The organism is Bradyrhizobium sp. AUGA SZCCT0182 (assembly GCF_018130185.1).
GTDB lineage: Bacteria > Pseudomonadota > Alphaproteobacteria > Rhizobiales > Xanthobacteraceae > Bradyrhizobium.
The window spans coordinates 87,492-104,339 of sequence record NZ_JAFCLY010000019.1; the positions used below are offsets into that span (position 1 = coordinate 87,492).

The following is a 16,848-nucleotide window of genomic DNA, read 5'->3' on the forward strand; positions in this document are numbered from 1 at the left end:
CGCCCATGGCGGTCAAGACCATGCGTCAGAGGTGATGGGGCCACCGCTCCGGGAAACGGTGGCCTCACCGCCAGGAAACCTGAATTCCGCGATGCGGACATATGCGCGCCAGATGCGTCCAAATGTGCCTCGCCCCCGCCGCGGCCCGCCTCTATCCTGAGACCAGCCGGGGCATTCCATCGCGTCTGCGAATCGCCCGATTCAAAAAAATGATAACGGCCGGAGGGATACGATGAGCACCATTTCACGACGTCAATTTATTGGTAGCGCCGCAGCAGCCTCGGCGATCCCGCTGCTCGGGAGTTCGGCCCACGCGCAGGCCGACTGGCCGACCAAGCCCATCAAGATCATCGCCGGCTATCCCGCCGGAGGTCAGACTGATCTGTTTGCGCGGACCTATGGAGAATATATCCGGGCCACCACGGGCCAGAATGTGGTGGTGGAAAACAAGGCCGGTGCCTCAGGATCGGTCGCGGCAGTTGAAGCCAAACGCGCCGCGCCCGACGGCTACACGCTGATGTTCACGATCTCGACGACGATGATCATGAACCGCGTTCTGATCAAGGACATCGCTTACGACGCCGACAAGGATTTCACCCTCGTCTCGATCATGCCGGCAGGCAGCCTGCCGTTCGTGGCCGGCGAGAAGACCGGCGCCAAGACTCTCGCCGAATTTGTCGCCTACGCGAAGAAGGCCGAGAAGATCAACATTGGCACCTATGGCGCAGGGTCATACGCGCACATGGCGGTCGCCGAAATGAACAAGCAATACGGTCTCAAGATGGAAGCGGTGCACTATCGCGGCGAAGCGCCCATGTGGACCGATCTGGCCGGCGGATTTATCGATGGCGCCCACGGCAGCTACTCCGCGGCGTTGTCCGTGCTGCAAAGCGGCCGCGGCCGTGCGGTCGCCGTCTCGCGCAAGCGCATGTCGACATTGCCCGACGTCCCTTCCTTTGCAGAGCAGGGCACCACATCGCCGATCTTCAAGCTGACCGGCTTCCAGTGCTGCGCCGTGCCGACAGGCACGCCACCGGAAATCGTTCAGAAGCTGTCAAAACTCCTCGTCGAGGGCGGCAAGACTGAAAAAGTACTGCAGCTGATGAAATCATTCGGCGTCGACGACACCGCGATGACCTTCGAGGAGACGCAGAAACTGTACAAGGAAGAAGCGCCCATCTGGCTCGAGGCAGTGACCAGCCTGGGGCTTGCGCCGTCCTGACCGCGCAAGCCTCCGCTTTATGAAAATTCCGCCCCGAGCCCGCGCATCATCGGAATGAAATCCGGAAAGCTGGTGGCGATGAAGGTGGTGTCGTCGATCTTGACCGGCTTGTCGGCAGCAAGCCCCATCACCAGCGCCGACATCGCGATGCGATGATCCATGTGGGTGGCGACGAGGCCGCCGCCGGGCACGTGGCCACGGCCTTCGACGATCAGATCGTCGCCCGCGACCTCGACCTTGACGCCGTTGACGCGCAGCATGTCGGCGGTCGCCTCCAGCCGGTCTGATTCCTTGACGCGCAGCTCCTGCAGGCCGCGCATGATGGTGGTGCCTTCGGCAAACGAGGCCGCAACCGCGAGCACCAGATATTCGTCGATCATCGAGGGCGCGCGCTCCGGCGGCACTTCGACGCCGCGCAGTTTTGATGCCCGTACGCGCAAGGTGGCCATCGGCTCGCCGGCGTCACCACGCACGTCGCTCTCCTCGATCGAGGCGCCCATCTCGCGCAAGGTCGTGATCAGGCCGGTGCGCAGCGGGTTGGTCATGACGTCGGAGAAGACGATGTCGGAGCCCTCGACGATGAGCGCTGCGACGATCGGGAACGCTGCAGACGAGGGATCGGCGGGCACAACGACATCGGCGCCGTGCAGTTCGGGCTGGCCGGTGAGCGCGATCTTCCGGCCATGGCTGCCTTCCCTGGTCGAGACGATCTGCGCGCCAAAATGCTTCAGCATCAGTTCGGTATGGTCGCGGCTCGCCTCCTGTTCGATCACGGTCGTGACACCCGGCGCTGCGAGGCCCGCCAAGAGCACCGCCGATTTGATCTGGGCGGAGGCCACCGGCGTCCGGTACAGGATTGGCACGGGATCGCGGGCACCATGCAGCGTCAGCGGCAGGCGGCCGCCTTCCTTGGCCTCGCCGGTCCTGGCGCCCATCAATTCCAGGGGATCGAGGATCCGCCGCATCGGCCGCGAGCGCAGCGAGGCGTCGCCGTCGAAGACCGCCGAAATCGGGCAGCCGGCGACCGCCCCCATCACCAGCCGGCAACCGGTGCCGGAATTGCCGAAATCGAGCGGGCTTGCGGGTTGGGCGAAGCCCGCCACCCCGACGCCCCTCACCTGCCAGGCAAACGGGCCTGTTCGCTCGACCTTGGCGCCCAGCGCCTGCATCGATTTCGCCGTATTGAGCACGTCTTCGCCCTCAAGCAGGCCGGAAATCGTGGTCTGGCCGACCGAAAGCGCCCCCAGGATCAGGGCCCGGTGCGATATCGACTTGTCGCCGGGAACCCGGACTTTACCGGTCAGGGAACCGCTGGAGCGGGATTCCAGCGGGGTCGGGTGGGCTGCAAGCCGGTCTGAATGGGTCAAGATTGTGTCCTCTCGCGCAGGGCGGCAGGTATCACATAGGCAACACCGCGTCACGCGGCCGTCTCATGCGCGCAAACCGCTATTGACAGCGGCCTAGCAACTAGCCAAGTGAAGCACCGTTTTTCAGAAATTCCCAGGACTCCACACGTGGCCAAATCCGATCTCGGAACCAAACGCATTTGCCCGACGACGGGTAAGAAGTTCTATGACTTGAACAAGAGTCCGGTGATCTCGCCCTATACCGGTGAGGTCGTGCCGATTGCGCCGATTGCGCCGCCCCGGGCAGCCCGCGGTGATGCTGCACGCGCTGCCGCCGCAGCAAGCGCCGCCGCCGATGCGCCGGAACCGGCCGAGGCCGAGGAATTGGTCTCGCTCGAAGAGGCTGATGCCGAGGAGAACACCGGCAAGGTCAAGGCCGTCGTTCCCGAATCGGAAGACGACATCGAAATCGACGAGACCATCGAGGGTGACGAAGACGACGATTCGACCTTCATTCCCGACGAGGAAGAAGGCGATGAGGACGTCACCGACATCATTGGTGACGTCGGCGGCGACGAAGAGACTTGAGATCGGCCCTGAACTGTGGTTCAGGGTGCCTGCGCGTCGCCCAAGGCGCGCGGGTCGGTTAAGGGGCCATAGCTCAGCTGGGAGAGCGCTTGCATGGCATGCAAGAGGTCGGCGGTTCGATCCCGCCTGGCTCCACCAGCCTTCGCAGGCTGCGCCTGCTTCGGCTAGGCAGGCCCGCGTGCGCGAAGGCTGCCTCGGCGTAGCCCGAAGGGCGAAGACGGGCTCCCTCAACGAACACAAATCTCTGCCTGCTTCGGCTAGGCGAGCCCTCTCGTAGCGAAGGCTGCCCCGCCATTGCCCGAAGGCTCGGCTAGCTCTGCGACTACACAGATCACTCACCTGCGGTATCCTGCCTTTCCAGGGCGGAGGACATACCGTGCGATACGTCTATATTCTCGAAAGTCTGGATTCGCTGCACTTCTACGTGGGCATGACAGATGACCTGCGCGCTCGTCTGGCTAAACATAATGCCGGTGAGGTGCCGCATACCTCGAAGTACCGCCCTTGGCGGCTGCGAACTTATATTGCGTTCGATGACGAACAGCGCGCCATCGCGTTCGAGAGGTACCTGAAGTCCGGATCCGGCCGAGCTTTTGCGAAGAAACACTTCTGAAGGGGTTCGCCCGCCCCTACTCCCCCAACGCCGCATTCAACTTGTCGCGCAGCGCGAGCAGTTCGTTTTTCATCGCCACCAGTTCGCCCACCGAGCACGCCGAGCTCGCCAGAATACCCTGCGGCACCGCCCGGGCTTTTTCCCGCAGGGCCTGGCCTTTCGGCGTCAGTGCGATCAGGACCTGGCGCTCGTCCTCGGTGCTGCGTGTGCGCCGGATCAATTCGGCGGCCTCCATCCGCTTCAGCAGCGGGGTCAGCGTGCCGGAATCGAGGAACAGCTTCTCGCCGATATCCTTGATGGGCACGCCGTCGCGCTCCCACAGCACCATCATCACGAGATATTGCGGATAGGTCAGCCCGAGCTTGTCGAGCAAGGGCTTGTAGACGCGGTTGAAGGCATGCGCCGTGGAATACACCGCGAAACAGATCTGATTGCCGAGCAGCAGCGGATCGACCGCCGGTTTCCTAGCCATTTGCACCTCGCCAAGTGGGGACGCCCGTGATCATTTAGGGCCGCGGACGAGCCTAATCAATTGCATACAATTAAATTGCGGACCCCTTCATTTTTTCTATTGTGCGCAATCTAATTGTGTGCAATATAATAACCATCGAAACCAAACCCAAGGGAGACCAACATGTCCGTGAAAGTTCTCTACAAGACCACCGCAACGGCCACCGGCGGCCGCGACGGCACCGCCTCGACGGCTGACGGCGCCTTCAGCGTCAAGCTTGCGACCCCGAAGGAACTCGGCGGCGGCGGTGGCGCCGGCAACAATCCCGAACAGCTGTTTGCGGCCGGCTATGCCGCCTGTTTCATCGGCGCGATGAAGGCGGTTGCAGCTCAGGGCGGCGGCGTGAGGGTGCCTGCGGACGCCTCCGTTACCTCCACCGTCGGCATCGGCCCGCGCTCGGAAGGCGGCTTTGGCCTTGATATCGACCTCGCCGTTTCCCTGCCCGGCCTTGCCCGCGCCGACGCCGAAGCGCTGGTCCAGAAGGCCCACCAGGTTTGCCCGTATTCCAACGCCACCCGCGGCAATGTGGATGTGCGCCTGACCGTGGCGTAACGACCGCGTCGAACGGCCCGCTGCAACAAGCCGCGGGCCGTTTTCGCGCGCCTTCTGTCTCCGCATGCGCCTACGCGCGCGCGGGCATTGCCGACGCGCCCGAAGACCGCTAGCTCAAGAATTCCATTGGTCTTACTTGAGCGAAGGTTTTTTCCATGAGTTCTCCGGCTCCCGGCGCAATGACGGGCCTGCGCGTGATCGATCTCACGCGCGTGCTCGGCGGCCCCTATTGCACGCAGATCCTCGCCGACCACGGCGCCGACGTGATCAAGGTCGAGCCGCCCGCCGGTGACGAGGTGCGCGACTGGGGCCCTCCGTTCCACGAGGAGGACGCCGCCTATTTCGTCGGCATCAACCGCAACAAGCGTTCGATCGGCCTCGACCTCGCCTCCGAGGGCGGCCGCACTGTGCTGCTCAAGATGCTGGAGACCGCCGACGTCCTGATCGAGAATTTCAAGCCGGGCACGCTCGACAAATGGGGCATCGGCAACGACGTGCTGCGCGCGAAATTCCCAAAGCTCGTGCATTGCCGGATTTCCGGCTTTGGCGGCGACGGCCCGCGCGGCGGCAATCCCGGCTATGACGCGATCATCCAGGCCATGACCGGCATGATCGCCGCGACCGGTTCGCCGCAAAGCGGCCCGATGCGGATCGGCGTCCCGCTCGTCGACATCACCACCGGGCTTTATGCCGCGATCGGCATCCTGATGGCGCTGTCGGAGCGGCAGCGCTCGGGGCTTGGCCAATTCCTCGAGACCACGCTGTATGAAACCGGCCTTGCGATCATGCATCCGCACACCGCGAATTATTTCATGCATGGCAAGCCGCCGAATCTAACCGGCAACGAGCATCCCAATCTCGTGCCCTATGCGATCTTTCCGACCCGCACCGACAACATCTTCATCGGCGTCGGCAATGACGGCACCTTCCGCAAGCTCGCCAAGGAAATCGGCAAGCCGGAACTCGGCACCGATCCGCGCTTTGCCCGCAACAAGGACCGCATCGCCAACCGCGATGCGCTGCGCGCCGAACTCGCCGCGGTGTTCAGCCAGCACGATGCCGCGCCGCTGTGCGACCGCCTGCTCGCGGCTGGCCTGCCGGCCGGCCCGGTCCAGTCGATCGACCAGGCGCTGACCGCCGCCCACACGCTTCACCGCGGCGATGTCATCGAGAAGGACTGGTACAAGGGCGTCGCCTCGCCGATCCGCCTGGAGCGAACCAAACCGAGCCTGCGCCTGACCCCACCGAAATTCAGCCAGCACTCCGCCGAGGTGCTGGGCGAGTTCGGCTACTCCAAGAGCGAGGTCGAGGCGATGGTCGCCAAGGGCGTGGTGTGCGGACCGGAGCGGAAGCGGTAGCCGCTGTCGTCCCTGCATTCGCCGCTCCAAGCCCTCGCCAATCTCCCGGGGCCAAACACGTTCGCAGGGGCGACGGGACAGATCGGATCCGTCACCCTTGGCCTATTTGACGGCTTCCCGAGGGGCCCGCTTCCCCGATACCATGCTTTCGCTTATACGGTCATTTGCACGTCATCCGGCGCTGCTATCGCGCGAAACGAAGATGACGACCCAACCTGGAGGGAATTACATGGCATTTCGACAATTCGGCGTAGCCGCGAGCGTGACTGTCGCGCTTGCGCTCGCCACGCCTGCCTACGCTGCGACTGAGATCCAGTGGTGGCACGCCATGACCGGCGGCAACAACGACATCGTCAACAAGCTTGCCGAGGATTTCAACGCCAGCCAGTCCGACTACAAGGTCGTCCCCACCTTCAAGGGCAGCTATCCCGACACCATGAATGCCGGCATTGCGGCGTTCCGTGCCGGCACCGCGCCGCACATCATTCAGGTGTTCGAGGTCGGCACTGCGACCATGATGAGCGCCACCGGCGCCATCAAGCCGGTTTACCAGCTGATGAAGGATGCCAACGAGCCGTTCGACCCCAAGGCCTACCTGCCGGCGATCACAGGTTATTACTCGACGTCGAAGGGCGACATGCTGTCGTTTCCCTTCAACTCGTCGTCGACGGTGATGTGGATCAACAACGACGAGCTGAAGAAGGCCGGCATCGCCGAGATTCCGAAAACCTGGCCGGAAGTTTTCGACGCCGCCAAGAAGCTGAAGGCGGCCGGGCACACGACCTGCGGATTCTCCAACGCGTGGGCGTCATGGGTGCATATCGAACAGTTCTCGGCCTGGCATAACGTCCCGATCGGCAGCAAGGCCAACGGCCTCGACGGTTTCGATACCGTGCTGACGTTCAACTCGCCGCTGCATGTGAAGCATCTGCAGAACCTGATGGACCTGCAAAAGGACAAGACCTACGACTATGCCGGCCGCGCCAACGCCAGCGAGAACCGCTTTGCGTCCGGCGAGTGCGCGATCTTCCTGACCTCGTCGGGCTATTACGCCACTGCCAAGAGCACCGCCAAGTTCGACTTCACCTCGGCGCCGATGCCCTACTACCCGGACGTTCAGGGTGCGCCGCAGAACTCGATCATCGGCGGCGCTTCGCTGTGGGTGATGGGCGGCAAGAAGCCTGAGGAGTACAAGGGCGTCGCCAAGTTCTTCACGTTCCTGTCCGACACCAACCGTCAGGCCGACCTGCACCAGAAATCCGGCTACCTGCCGATCACCAAGGCAGCCTATGAAAAAACCAAGGCGGACGGCTTCTACGAGAAAAACCCCGTCCTGCAGACGCCGCTGAAAGAACTCACCAACAAGGAGCCGACCGAGAACTCGCGCGGCCTGCGCTTCGGCAACATGGTGCAGATGCGCGATCTCTGGGCCGAGGAACTGGAAGCGGCACTGGCTGGCAAGAAAACCGCCCAGGAAGCCCTCGACGCCGCGGTCGCGCGCGGCAATGCGATGTTGCGGACATTCGAAAAGACGGCCAAATAGGATCGGCGAAGACTCCCTCTCCGCCTTCCGGAGAGGGAGCACCTCTGGCATCACAGCGTCCTGAATGGAAAAGTCGGTCGTCTTCAACAACAAGCTGCTGCCATATCTGCTGCTGGTGCCGCAGCTCATCATTACATTCGTATTCTTCTACTGGCCGGCGAGCCAGGCGGTCTTTCAATCCTTCAAGCGCGAGGACGCGTTTGGCCTGACATCCGAGTTCGTCGGGCTGGAAAATTACCAGACCCTTTTCGCCCAGCCTGAATATTACAAGTCGATGCTGACGACGGTGATCTTCTCGTCGCTGGTCGCGGCGTTGTCGCTTTCCATTGCGCTATTGTTCGCAACCCAGGCCGACAAGAACCTCAAGGCCGCCGGCACCTACAAGACGCTGATGATCTGGCCCTATGCGGTGGCGCCCGCGGTCGCCGGCGTGCTCTGGATCTTCATGTTCCATCCCTCGCTCGGCACGCTGGCGCGGCCGCTGCGCTGGATGAATTTCGACTGGAATCCGCTGCTCAACGGCAACCACGCCATGGCCCTGGTGGTGATGGCCGCGGTGTGGAAGCAGATCTCCTACAATTTCCTGTTCTTCCTGGCCGGCCTGCAATCGATCCCGAAAAGCGTGCTGGAAGCCGGCGCGATCGACGGCGCCGGCCCGATGCGGCGGTTCTGGACCATCGTCTTTCCGCTGCTGTCGCCGACGACGTTCTTTCTTCTGGTCGTCAATGTCGTCTACGTCTTCTTCGACACGTTCGGCATCATCGATGCGGTCACCGGCGGCGGCCCGGCCGGCGCCACCACCACGATGGTCTACAAGGTGTTTGCCGACGGGCGGCTCGGCGGCGATCTCGGCGGCTCGGCCGCGCAGTCGGTAGTGCTGATGGTGATCGTGATCGCGCTGACAGCGGTCCAGTTCAAATATATCGAGCGCAAGGTGCAATACTGATGGTCGAGCACCGCCCGCTCAGCGACATCATCGCCTACGCGATCCTGACGCTCGGCGTCTTCATCGTCGCCTTTCCGGTCTATTTGGCACTGATCGCATCCACCCATGACGCCGCCACCGTCGTCGGCGGCAACATGCCGCTGACGCCCGGCAGCCAGACGCTGGAAAACTACTACCGCGCGATATTCGTCGGCGGTTCGCGGACCAGCCGCGAGCCGGTCGGCCACATGCTGATGAACTCCTTCATCTCGGCACTCGGCATCGCGATCGGGAAGATCTTCATCTCGATCCTGTCGGCCTACGCCGTGGTGTATTTCCGCTTCCCGTTCCGCAAGACCGCGTTCTGGATCATCTTCGTCACGCTGATGCTGCCGGTCGAGGTGCGTATCTATCCGACCTACAAGGTGGTCGCCGACCTCAAGATGCTCGACACCTACGCAGGGCTGATCATGCCGCTGATCGCTTCCGCCACGGGAACGCTGCTGTTCCGGCAGTTCTTCATGACGGTTCCTGAGGAGTTGCTGGAAGCATCGCGGATCGACGGCGCGGGTCCGTTCCGCTTCTTCTGGGATACGCTGCTGCCGCTGTCGGTAACGACGATCGCGGCGCTGTTCGTGATCCAGTTCATCTACGGCTGGAATCAGTATCTGTGGCCGCTGCTGATCACCACGCAGGATTCGATGCAGACCATCGTCACCGGCATCAAGAAGATGCTGTACACGACCGACGAGCTGGCTGAATGGCAGCTTGCGATGGCGACCGCCATCCTGGCGATGCTGCCGCCGGTCGCAGTTGTCGTGTTCATGCAGCGCCTGTTCGTGCGCGGACTGGTCGAGACGGAAAAGTGAGGAAGCGAGTGGCGCTGGTGACCCAAGGCAAACTAAATGGCTAACGTAACGCTGCGTAACGTCCGCAAGACCTATGCCGGTGGCTTCGAAGCCATCAAGGGCATCGAATTTGACGTCGGCGACGGCCAGTTCTGCGTGCTGGTCGGCCCTTCCGGCTGCGGCAAGTCCACGCTGCTGCGGATGGTCGCGGGGCTCGAGACGATAACCGGCGGCGAGATCGAGATCGGCGGCCGAATCGTCAACCAGATCGAGCCGGCCGACCGCGACATCGCGATGGTGTTCCAGAACTACGCGCTCTACCCGCATATGAGCGTCTTCAACAACATGGCCTACGGCCTGCGCAACCGCGGCATGCCCGAGCCCGAGATCAAGACTCGCGTCGAGGAAGCCGCGCGCATCCTCGAGCTCGGCGCCATGCTCGACCGCAAGCCGCGGCAATTGTCCGGCGGCCAGCGCCAGCGCGTGGCGATGGGGCGCGCGATCGTGCGCCAGCCGAAAGTATTTCTGTTCGACGAGCCGCTGTCGAACCTCGACGCCAAGCTGCGCATCGCGATGCGGGTCGAGATCCGCAAACTGCAGCGCCGCCTCTCCACGACGGCGATTTACGTCACCCACGATCAGCTCGAGGCGATGACGCTGGCCGACATCCTTGTCGTAATGAATGCCGGCCAGGTCGAGCAGATCGGCAATCCGCTCGACATCTACCAGAAGCCCGCGACCACCTTCGTCGCCTCGTTCATCGGCGCGCCGCCGATGAACCTGATGCCGTTGCGGTCCGATGAACTGAAATCGCAACTGGCCGGCCACAGCCGCCTCAACGAGGCCGGCATCCTCGGAATCCGTCCCGAGGACTTCGTCATTTCAAATGAGGCCATCGGCGGCGGTGTGGCACTTGGCCTCACCGTCGAGGCGATCGAGCGCGTCGGGGCCGAAACCTTTATCTACGGCACAAGGCAGAACGAGACGCAGGCCGTGGCTGCCAACCCCGGCGAGCTGCCGCCCGGCGAGGTGATCGTGCGGATTCCCGGCGCCATCGGCCCCGCCATCGGCGAGCGAATCAGGGCGGTGGCGCCATCAGACAAACTGCATCTATTTACCGCCGATGGCCGCAAGCGGGTTGGCGATTGATCTCGAGATTCCGGGTTCGACGCTTCGCGCCGACCCGGAAAGACGCGAAAACAGGCCGCCGCGGCCGATTTACGCAGCGCCTGGAGCGGCTTGAACCCTCCCCAAATCACCCCCATATTGCTGTTTGACCGGGCAGCAAATCCGCCGGCCAGTCACATGGGGCGCCGCAAGGGCCCCTCAAAGTCGCTTCGAGAGGACTTTGTAATGTCTCGTGTTCCATCGTTATCCAGTCCGTTCCTGCTTGGGTTCGACGAAATTGAGCGTGCGCTCGATCGCGTCGTCAAAGGCGCCGACGGCTATCCTCCCTACAACATCGAGCGCTGCGACCGCAGCAATGGGCAACCCGAACGCTTGCGCATCACGCTGGCGGTCGCCGGGTTTACCCGTGACCAACTCGATGTGACCATTGAGGAAAACCAGCTGGTGATCCGGGGCCGTCAGCAGGACGACAAGGCCCGGCAATACATCCATCGCGGCATCGCCGCGCGCCACTTCCAGCGCACCTTCGTGCTGGCGGAGGGGATGCAGGTGCTGGGCGCGGATTTGAAGAACGGGCTGTTGTCGATCGACCTTGCCAGGCCGGAACCTGAAAGGGTCGTTAAGACAATTGCTATCAATGAACACGAATAATGGAACGAGGAGCGGACTCGACCGCTTAGTCTCATAGAGGAGTCGAGACCATGAGTGATGTGAGTGTGACGTTCGAAGCTGAAAAGGTTTCTGTTGAGGCGCTGGCCCATCTTGGCGAGGGCCATATCGCCTACGTAAAGCAAGTCCGTTCCGAGGACGTGCCCGGACTGTTTCCGCAGGCGCCAAAGATCGCGCCAGGACTGAAACTGTTCGCGCTGCATGCCGCCGACGGCACCCCGATCATGCTGACCGACAGCCGCGAGGCGGCGGTCGCCAATGCATGGAGCAACGAATTGCAGGCCGTCAGCGTGCACTGACCCAGCACTTGCTGGTGTCAACCGATCCGACGCTTGTCGGTATCACTGACGCAGCGTTTGCTGCTGTCGCTGGCGCAGGCTTGGTAGCGGTCGCGTAGGCCGCGATGAGAGTTCGCAATACGCGGGCATGTCCTCGGATCGGGACGGCCCGCGTATTTTTTTGGCCGGCGCAATTCGCCAGCGTCAGTTCGAGAATGAGGATGTTACGCCGCGCTAGCCGGCGGCAGCGCCAATACCGAATAGATCGCCTGGGCGTCGCGCGAGGCGCGCAGTTTCTTGGCGACGTCCTGATCGCGCAGCAGGCGGGCAATCCGCGCCAGCGCCTTCAAATGATCGGCGCCGGCGCCTTCCGGTGCCAGCAGCAGGAATACCAGGTCGACCGGCTGGCCATCCATCGCTTCGAAATCGATCGGGCGTTCAAGCCGGGCGAAAAACCCGAACAGCTTTTCAAGCTTAGGCAGCTTGCCGTGCGGTATAGCTACGCCGTAGCCGACGGCGGTGGTCCCCAGTTTTTCGCGCTGCAGCAGCACTTCGAAGACCGCGCGCTCGTTCTGCCCGGTCAGGGTCGCCGCCCGCGCCGCAAGTTCCTGCAACGCCTGCTTCTTGCTGATGACTTTCAACGCGGGGAGTATCGCCTCGGGTGCGACCAGATCGGTAATCGTCATGGGGCGTTCCGAGGTGAATTAAGCCGTCAGGGTGCGAAATGGGTTCGAGAACTTCAGCTTCAAGAATTGGGCGTCAAGAAGCTGAGGTGGGAGGCGGGCTTAGGCCCGGGTCCCGATTGGTCGGCTTCTACTCCAACGCATGACCGGTGCCAACTCCCACGGGCGAGTTCCCGCACGCTATCCTTAAAGGGCGGCGGACCATAGGGAGGGGCGCTTTGGGCGTCAATGCTGTCAGCCATGCTTGTCAGGGGGTAACCGCCGGGGGATCGACCCACCCGACATTGCCGTCCGTGCGCCGGTAGATGATGTTCAGCCGGCCGCTCGAGCCGTGCTGAAACACGATGCAGGCGGCCCCGGTCAGGTCGAGCTCCATGACAGCTTCGCTGACCGACAGCCGCTTCAGCGACTTGGTCGCCTCCGCAATGATCACGGGGCTGTATTCAGAGACCTCGTCGTCGCCCTCCGGGGCCTCGATGACATAGCTCGGCGCGTCGAGACCCCCACCGTTCAACTCCGCGATCGCCATGGATGCCGCGTAGGTCTTGCGTGCCGAGCGGTCCTTCAGCCGGCTCTTGTAGCGGCGCAGGCGCTTCTCGATCATCACCAGCGCCTGGTCGGCGCTGGCATAGGCGTCGGTGGCGTTCGAATCGGCTTCCAGCGTAATGCCGGAATCGAGGTGCAGCGAACAATCGGTACGGAAGCCGAAGCCATCCTTGCTCAGCGTGATGTGGCCGGAATAATTGCCGTCGAAGTATTTTCGCAGAACCTCATCGGTGCGCTCGCTGACGCGCGAACGAAGCGCTTCGCCGACGCTGATGCTTTTCCCGGAGATTCGAAGGGTCATTTGATGCCTCGCTTGATGCCTCGTTCACTCTGTCGGGAAACCGACACTATCGCGATTTGACGCGAACGCAATCAGGCCGGCGCCGTATCACGGGACCGGTCGGAGGAAGTGGCCGGGGCTGAAAGTGCGTTACCGAGCATGCTCTGTTTGTCACGGCGGCGCTGCACCGAGGAAGGAATTCGCATCGCTTCGCGGTACTTCGCGACGGTGCGGCGGGCAATATCAATGCCCGACTCGCGCAATCGTTCCACGATCGTATCGTCGGAGAGGATCGCGGCCGGGGCTTCCGCGTCGATCAATTGCTTGATGTGATGGCGGACCGCTTCGGCCGAATGGGCCTCGCCGCCGTCGGCCGAGGCGATCGAGGCGGTGAAGAAATACTTTAGTTCAAAGCTGCCGCGATTGGTCGCCATGTATTTGTTGGCGGTAACCCGTGACACCGTCGATTCATGCATCTGGATCGCGTCCGCCACCGCCTTGAGGTTCAGCGGCCGAAGATGCGCCACGCCATGGGTGAAGAAGCCGTCCTGCTGGCGCACGATTTCGGTCGCGACCTTCAGAATGGTGCGGGCGCGCTGATCGAGCGCACGGACCAGCCACGTCGCGTTCTGCAGGCAGTCGGTGAAGTAGGATTTGTCGCCGTCCTTGCGGATCGTCTTCGACAGCTCGGTGTAATAGACCTGATTGACCAGCACGCGCGGCAACGTGTCGCTGTTGAGTTCGACATGCCAGCCGCCGTCCGGACCCGGCCGCACATAGACGTCCGGCACCATGGTCTGGGTGCGCGCCGAGCCGAACTTCAGGCCGGGCTTGGGATCGAGCCGGCGGATCTCGCCGATCATGTCGGTGATGTCCTCGTCGTCGACACCGCACAATTTGCGCAAAGACGCGATGTCGCGCTTGGCCAGCAAATCCAGGTGTTCGACCAGCGCCTGCATCGCGGGGTCGTAGCGATTGAGTTCACGCAGCTGGATCGCGAGGCATTCGCTCAAATTGCGCGCGCAAACGCCGGGCGGGTCGAATTTCTGCAGGACTGCAAGAACCGCATCGACATCGGCTTGCGCGGCGCCGAGCCGCTCTGCGGCCTGCCCGAGGTCCTGCGGCAGATAACCGGCATCGTCGACCAGATCGATCAGATATTGTCCGATCATGCGCTGCACCGGCCCGGGGAAGGCCACCGCCAGTTGTTCGGCGAGATGGCTGCCGAGGGTGATTTCGGCGGCGACAAAGGCTTCCAGATTGTAATCGTCGTCGTTCGACGCGCCGCCGCCCCATTCGGTATAGGCGGTGGGCGCGGCATCCTGCGCCGCCCGGGCGGCCGCTTCTGCGGGCTCCTCGGAGAAGACGTTGTCGAGCGGGGTATCCAGAGTCTGCTCAATTTCTGTGCGGCTGCCGAGATCGCGGTTCAGCCAGTCTTCCTGGCCTGCCTCGAACTGGCCGGGCTCAAAACTGTCGCCATTGGTCCCGCCAGCCATCTCGCCCGGCTCGGCGCCGCCCTCGTCGCCATAGCTCTGGGAATCACCGGAATTGGAGAATTCAGCCTGTTCCGGGACCGGCTCGCCCCTGACCGGTGCTTCGGGACCGTCGCTGGCCCGTTCGAGCAGCGGATTACGTTCCAGCTCCTCCTCGACGAAGGCCGAGAGGTCGAGGTTCGACAGTTGCAGCAGCTTGATCGCCTGCATCAGCTGCGGCGTCATGACCAGCGACTGCGACTGGCGGAACTCTAGTCTCTGCGTCAAAGCCATGGAGGCGAGAACCGATCCACTGAAAGTTGGTCCGATTCTTGCTTATCCTAGTCCAAAGCCGATGTACACGGCTTGACGTACGCTAAAAATGGGCTAGAGGCGGAATTCCTCGCCAAGGTAAAGACGGCGTACATCCGGATCGTTGACGATGTCGTCCGGACTGCCTTCAGTCAAGATTTCCCCGGCATAGACGATGTAGGCGCGGTCGGTCAGGCCGAGCGTTTCACGCACATTGTGGTCGGTGATCAAGACGCCGATGCCGCGATTGGTGAGGTGGCGCACCAGATCCTGAATGTCGCCGACCGCGATCGGATCGATGCCGGCGAACGGCTCGTCGAGCAGCATGTAGTTCGGACGCGTCGCCAGCGCGCGCGCGATCTCGACGCGGCGACGCTCGCCGCCGGACAGCGCGATCGACGGCGATTTACGCAAGCGCGCGATGTTGAATTCATCGAGCAGCGCATCGAGTTCGGCCTCGCGCTTCTTCCGCGAGGGTTCGACCACCTCGAGCACCGCGCGAATATTCTGTTCCACCGTGAGGCCGCGGAAGATCGACGCTTCCTGCGGCAGATATCCGATGCCGAGCCGCGCGCGCTGATACATCGGCAGCTTCGTGACGTCATGGCCGTCGAGTTCGATGGCGCCGCGGTCGGCCTTGATCAGCCCGGTGATCATGTAGAACACCGTGGTCTTGCCGGCGCCGTTCGGCCCCAGCAAACCCACCGCCTCACCGCGGCGAACATAGATGCTGACGCCGCGCACGACCTTGCGGGTGCCAAAGCTTTTTTCCACGCTATGCACGGCCAGGTAGCCCGGCCGCTGGATCAGGCGGGGCGCAGCTGCGCCATTGGTCCTGGACTGGTGCTTGGGCGCTTGGGTCCTGGGGGCCTGCGCGCGCGGGCGCGGTTCCTCGTACGGCGGCTCCACCGCATGCTCCGGCGGCTGGGGCAATTCCAACCCGGTCAGCGGGACGGCACGCGCCATCGGCGGCGCATCGCGCACCGGGTTCGTCAGCATGTCGCCAAAGGAATCGCCGAGCGCGGTGATGTCCTCGCGCGAACGCGCAAATCCTGCCGGCCCGCGTTTTGCGGAGCGTCGACGGAACATGCCGAGTAAATCCACCATCCCGCTTCGCTTAGCCTTTCACGGTGATCCCGCGCCACCCGCCGGCGAATCGATCCGCCTGCAAAGCATGAATGAATGGATGTTCCGTGCCCAGTGGAACACCTTGCCGCGCCCGCCCAGTAGATACAGCCTCGGAACCCCGGCTTCAACCGTGCGAGCCCAACATAATAACTAAGACTTTGATTTGTCTTATTTTTTCCCAGGAAGCAGCATAGGCAGGCCCGGCTTCGCGCCGCCCGGTGCCGGCGCCGGCGCCGATCCGCAGCCTTGGGACCCCTGGTCGAACAGGCCCCGCACCTGGCCGCTGTCGGATTCGACCCGCGACACGCCGGTGGTCATGTCCACCTTCAGGCGGTCGCCCTGGAGCACGTTTTTGCATTGGGTGAGCACCACGCCGCCCGTCATGGTGATGAGGTTGGCCCTGGTGTCGAAGATAGCGGTCTCGCCGGTCACCACCTGATCTTTCTGCGTGACGACGACTTTGCCCTTGGCTTCCAGCCGGCGGATCGAGGAGCTGCCGCCGGGCCCCGGGGCTGCCGCCTGCATCGGGGCGGATTTCGATCCCTTGGCGGCAGCAGGCGCCGGCGCGGCCGGACCCGAATCGTAAAACACCACCAGAGTCTTCGAGGTCATGGTGGTGTCGCCCTGCACGACCTTCACGTTGCCGGAGAAGGTCGCTTCCTTTTGCTTGTCGCGCATCTCCAGCGACGCCGCCTCGATTTGAATCGGCTGATCGCGATTCTGCGAGAAGCCCTGCATCGCATTGGGCACACCCGACACCGCTCCTTGCGCCAAAGCCGCACCGGGGCCGATCAGCGCGAGCGCGAACGCCGCCGTGGCCAGACTGCGCGGGAAAAACAGCTTCAT

General features: G+C 63.1%; 18 protein-coding genes and 1 tRNA gene. 12 read left to right on the forward strand and 7 right to left on the reverse strand.

Translation table 11 applies throughout. The features are described from left to right. Positions 1-232: 232 nt before the first annotated feature. Complete coding sequence (locus JQ611_RS20760; RefSeq protein ID WP_212264077.1) at positions 233-1,222, forward strand: tripartite tricarboxylate transporter substrate binding protein; 990 nt, start codon at positions 233-235, stop codon at positions 1,220-1,222. Positions 1,223-1,239: 17 nt separating this feature from the next. Here the strand turns inward: JQ611_RS20760 and aroA are convergent, their stop codons facing one another. Next, complete coding sequence (gene aroA / locus JQ611_RS20765) at positions 1,240-2,589, reverse strand: 3-phosphoshikimate 1-carboxyvinyltransferase (RefSeq protein WP_212466438.1); 1,350 nt, start codon at positions 2,587-2,589, stop codon at positions 1,240-1,242. A gap of 147 nt (positions 2,590-2,736) precedes the next feature. Here aroA and JQ611_RS20770 point away from each other — a divergent pair, with 147 nt between their 5' ends. From JQ611_RS20770 to JQ611_RS20780, 3 genes are all read left to right on the forward strand, one after another. Beyond that, a complete protein-coding gene (locus JQ611_RS20770) occupies positions 2,737-3,156 on the forward strand; it encodes a TIGR02300 family protein (protein ID WP_192736224.1) in 420 nt (139 codons plus the stop codon). Between the two features lie 62 nt (positions 3,157-3,218). Further along, positions 3,219-3,294: transfer RNA gene (locus JQ611_RS20775), tRNA-Ala, on the forward strand. A 238-nt stretch (positions 3,295-3,532) separates the two neighbouring features. Beyond that, on the forward strand, positions 3,533-3,769 hold the full coding sequence (locus JQ611_RS20780) for a GIY-YIG nuclease family protein (RefSeq protein ID WP_212264079.1): 237 nt from the start codon (positions 3,533-3,535) through the stop codon (positions 3,767-3,769). A gap of 16 nt (positions 3,770-3,785) precedes the next feature. On the opposite strand, the gene JQ611_RS20785 is transcribed toward JQ611_RS20780, so the two are convergent. Then, a complete protein-coding gene (locus tag JQ611_RS20785) occupies positions 3,786-4,241 on the reverse strand; it encodes a MarR family winged helix-turn-helix transcriptional regulator (RefSeq protein ID WP_212466439.1) in 456 nt (151 codons plus the stop codon). Positions 4,242-4,403: 162 nt separating this feature from the next. On the opposite strand from JQ611_RS20785, the gene JQ611_RS20790 reads away from it, so the two are divergent. The 8 genes from JQ611_RS20790 to JQ611_RS20825 all read left to right on the forward strand — a co-directional run bounded on the left by JQ611_RS20790 (position 4,404) and on the right by JQ611_RS20825 (position 11,602). Next, the gene (locus JQ611_RS20790; RefSeq protein ID WP_212466440.1) at positions 4,404-4,832 is read left to right on the forward strand and encodes an organic hydroperoxide resistance protein; all 429 of its coding nucleotides are present in this window, start codon (positions 4,404-4,406) and stop codon (positions 4,830-4,832) included. Positions 4,833-4,987: 155 nt separating this feature from the next. Continuing rightward, on the forward strand, positions 4,988-6,190 hold the full coding sequence (locus tag JQ611_RS20795) for a CaiB/BaiF CoA-transferase family protein (RefSeq protein WP_212466441.1): 1,203 nt from the start codon (positions 4,988-4,990) through the stop codon (positions 6,188-6,190). Between the two features lie 229 nt (positions 6,191-6,419). Beyond that, positions 6,420-7,733: a sn-glycerol-3-phosphate ABC transporter substrate-binding protein UgpB gene (ugpB, locus tag JQ611_RS20800; RefSeq protein ID WP_212264082.1), complete on the forward strand. Its 1,314-nt coding sequence runs from the start codon at positions 6,420-6,422 to the stop codon at positions 7,731-7,733. A gap of 64 nt (positions 7,734-7,797) precedes the next feature. Further along, positions 7,798-8,679, forward strand: coding sequence for a sn-glycerol-3-phosphate ABC transporter permease UgpA (gene ugpA / locus JQ611_RS20805; RefSeq protein WP_212264083.1), 882 nt, complete (start codon positions 7,798-7,800; stop codon positions 8,677-8,679). Further along, positions 8,679-9,527 (forward strand): sn-glycerol-3-phosphate ABC transporter permease UgpE, encoded by an 849-nt coding sequence (ugpE, locus tag JQ611_RS20810; RefSeq protein ID WP_212264084.1) that lies wholly within the window; start codon positions 8,679-8,681, stop codon positions 9,525-9,527. The genes ugpA and ugpE overlap by 1 nt, the downstream gene beginning before the upstream one ends. A 36-nt stretch (positions 9,528-9,563) precedes the next feature. Beyond that, positions 9,564-10,655 carry a sn-glycerol-3-phosphate import ATP-binding protein UgpC gene (locus JQ611_RS20815; protein WP_212466442.1) on the forward strand — a complete coding sequence of 364 codons (1,092 nt, stop codon included), beginning with the start codon at positions 9,564-9,566 and terminating at the stop codon, positions 10,653-10,655. Between the two features lie 204 nt (positions 10,656-10,859). Then, positions 10,860-11,285: an Hsp20 family protein gene (locus tag JQ611_RS20820; protein ID WP_106321711.1), complete on the forward strand. Its 426-nt coding sequence runs from the start codon at positions 10,860-10,862 to the stop codon at positions 11,283-11,285. Positions 11,286-11,335: 50 nt separating this feature from the next. Beyond that, on the forward strand, positions 11,336-11,602 hold the full coding sequence (locus JQ611_RS20825) for a DUF1150 domain-containing protein (RefSeq protein WP_211995367.1): 267 nt from the start codon (positions 11,336-11,338) through the stop codon (positions 11,600-11,602). Between the two features lie 203 nt (positions 11,603-11,805). Here JQ611_RS20825 and ptsN read toward each other — a convergent pair whose 3' ends face one another. From ptsN to JQ611_RS20850, 5 genes are all read right to left on the reverse strand, one after another. Next, the gene (ptsN, locus tag JQ611_RS20830; RefSeq protein WP_192736214.1) at positions 11,806-12,267 is read right to left on the reverse strand and encodes a PTS IIA-like nitrogen regulatory protein PtsN; all 462 of its coding nucleotides are present in this window, start codon (positions 12,265-12,267) and stop codon (positions 11,806-11,808) included. Positions 12,268-12,511: 244 nt separating this feature from the next. Beyond that, positions 12,512-13,111 carry a ribosome hibernation-promoting factor, HPF/YfiA family gene (hpf, locus tag JQ611_RS20835; protein WP_212386284.1) on the reverse strand — a complete coding sequence of 200 codons (600 nt, stop codon included), beginning with the start codon at positions 13,109-13,111 and terminating at the stop codon, positions 12,512-12,514. A gap of 71 nt (positions 13,112-13,182) precedes the next feature. Then, a complete protein-coding gene (gene rpoN, locus JQ611_RS20840; protein WP_212466443.1) occupies positions 13,183-14,856 on the reverse strand; it encodes an RNA polymerase factor sigma-54 in 1,674 nt (557 codons plus the stop codon). Positions 14,857-14,949: 93 nt separating this feature from the next. Next, complete coding sequence (lptB, locus tag JQ611_RS20845) at positions 14,950-15,981, reverse strand: LPS export ABC transporter ATP-binding protein (RefSeq protein ID WP_212466444.1); 1,032 nt, start codon at positions 15,979-15,981, stop codon at positions 14,950-14,952. Between the two features lie 189 nt (positions 15,982-16,170). Then, positions 16,171-16,848, reverse strand: coding sequence for an LptA/OstA family protein (locus tag JQ611_RS20850; protein WP_212264089.1), 678 nt, complete (start codon positions 16,846-16,848; stop codon positions 16,171-16,173).

Excerpts from the sequence above, each read along its gene's own strand:
- JQ611_RS20820 (WP_106321711.1), top strand. The coding sequence starts at position 10,860 with ATGTCTCGTGTTCCATCGTTATCCAGTCCGTTCCTGCTTGGGTTCGAC.
- JQ611_RS20815 (WP_212466442.1), top strand. The coding sequence starts at position 9,564 with ATGGCTAACGTAACGCTGCGTAACGTCCGCAAGACCTATGCCGGTGGC.
- rpoN (WP_212466443.1), bottom strand. The coding sequence starts at position 14,856 with ATGGCTTTGACGCAGAGACTAGAGTTCCGCCAGTCGCAGTCGCTGGTC.
- ugpE (WP_212264084.1), top strand. The coding sequence starts at position 8,679 with ATGGTCGAGCACCGCCCGCTCAGCGACATCATCGCCTACGCGATCCTG.
- JQ611_RS20795 (WP_212466441.1), top strand. The coding sequence starts at position 4,988 with ATGAGTTCTCCGGCTCCCGGCGCAATGACGGGCCTGCGCGTGATCGAT.
- lptB (WP_212466444.1), bottom strand. The coding sequence starts at position 15,981 with ATGGTGGATTTACTCGGCATGTTCCGTCGACGCTCCGCAAAACGCGGG.
- ugpB (WP_212264082.1), top strand. The coding sequence starts at position 6,420 with ATGGCATTTCGACAATTCGGCGTAGCCGCGAGCGTGACTGTCGCGCTT.
- JQ611_RS20790 (WP_212466440.1), top strand. The coding sequence starts at position 4,404 with ATGTCCGTGAAAGTTCTCTACAAGACCACCGCAACGGCCACCGGCGGC.
- ptsN (WP_192736214.1), bottom strand. The coding sequence starts at position 12,267 with ATGACGATTACCGATCTGGTCGCACCCGAGGCGATACTCCCCGCGTTG.
- ugpA (WP_212264083.1), top strand. The coding sequence starts at position 7,798 with ATGGAAAAGTCGGTCGTCTTCAACAACAAGCTGCTGCCATATCTGCTG.
- JQ611_RS20785 (WP_212466439.1), bottom strand. The coding sequence starts at position 4,241 with ATGGCTAGGAAACCGGCGGTCGATCCGCTGCTGCTCGGCAATCAGATC.
- hpf (WP_212386284.1), bottom strand. The coding sequence starts at position 13,111 with ATGACCCTTCGAATCTCCGGGAAAAGCATCAGCGTCGGCGAAGCGCTT.
- JQ611_RS20760 (WP_212264077.1), top strand. The coding sequence starts at position 233 with ATGAGCACCATTTCACGACGTCAATTTATTGGTAGCGCCGCAGCAGCC.
- JQ611_RS20825 (WP_211995367.1), top strand. The coding sequence starts at position 11,336 with ATGAGTGATGTGAGTGTGACGTTCGAAGCTGAAAAGGTTTCTGTTGAG.
- JQ611_RS20850 (WP_212264089.1), bottom strand. The coding sequence starts at position 16,848 with ATGAAGCTGTTTTTCCCGCGCAGTCTGGCCACGGCGGCGTTCGCGCTC.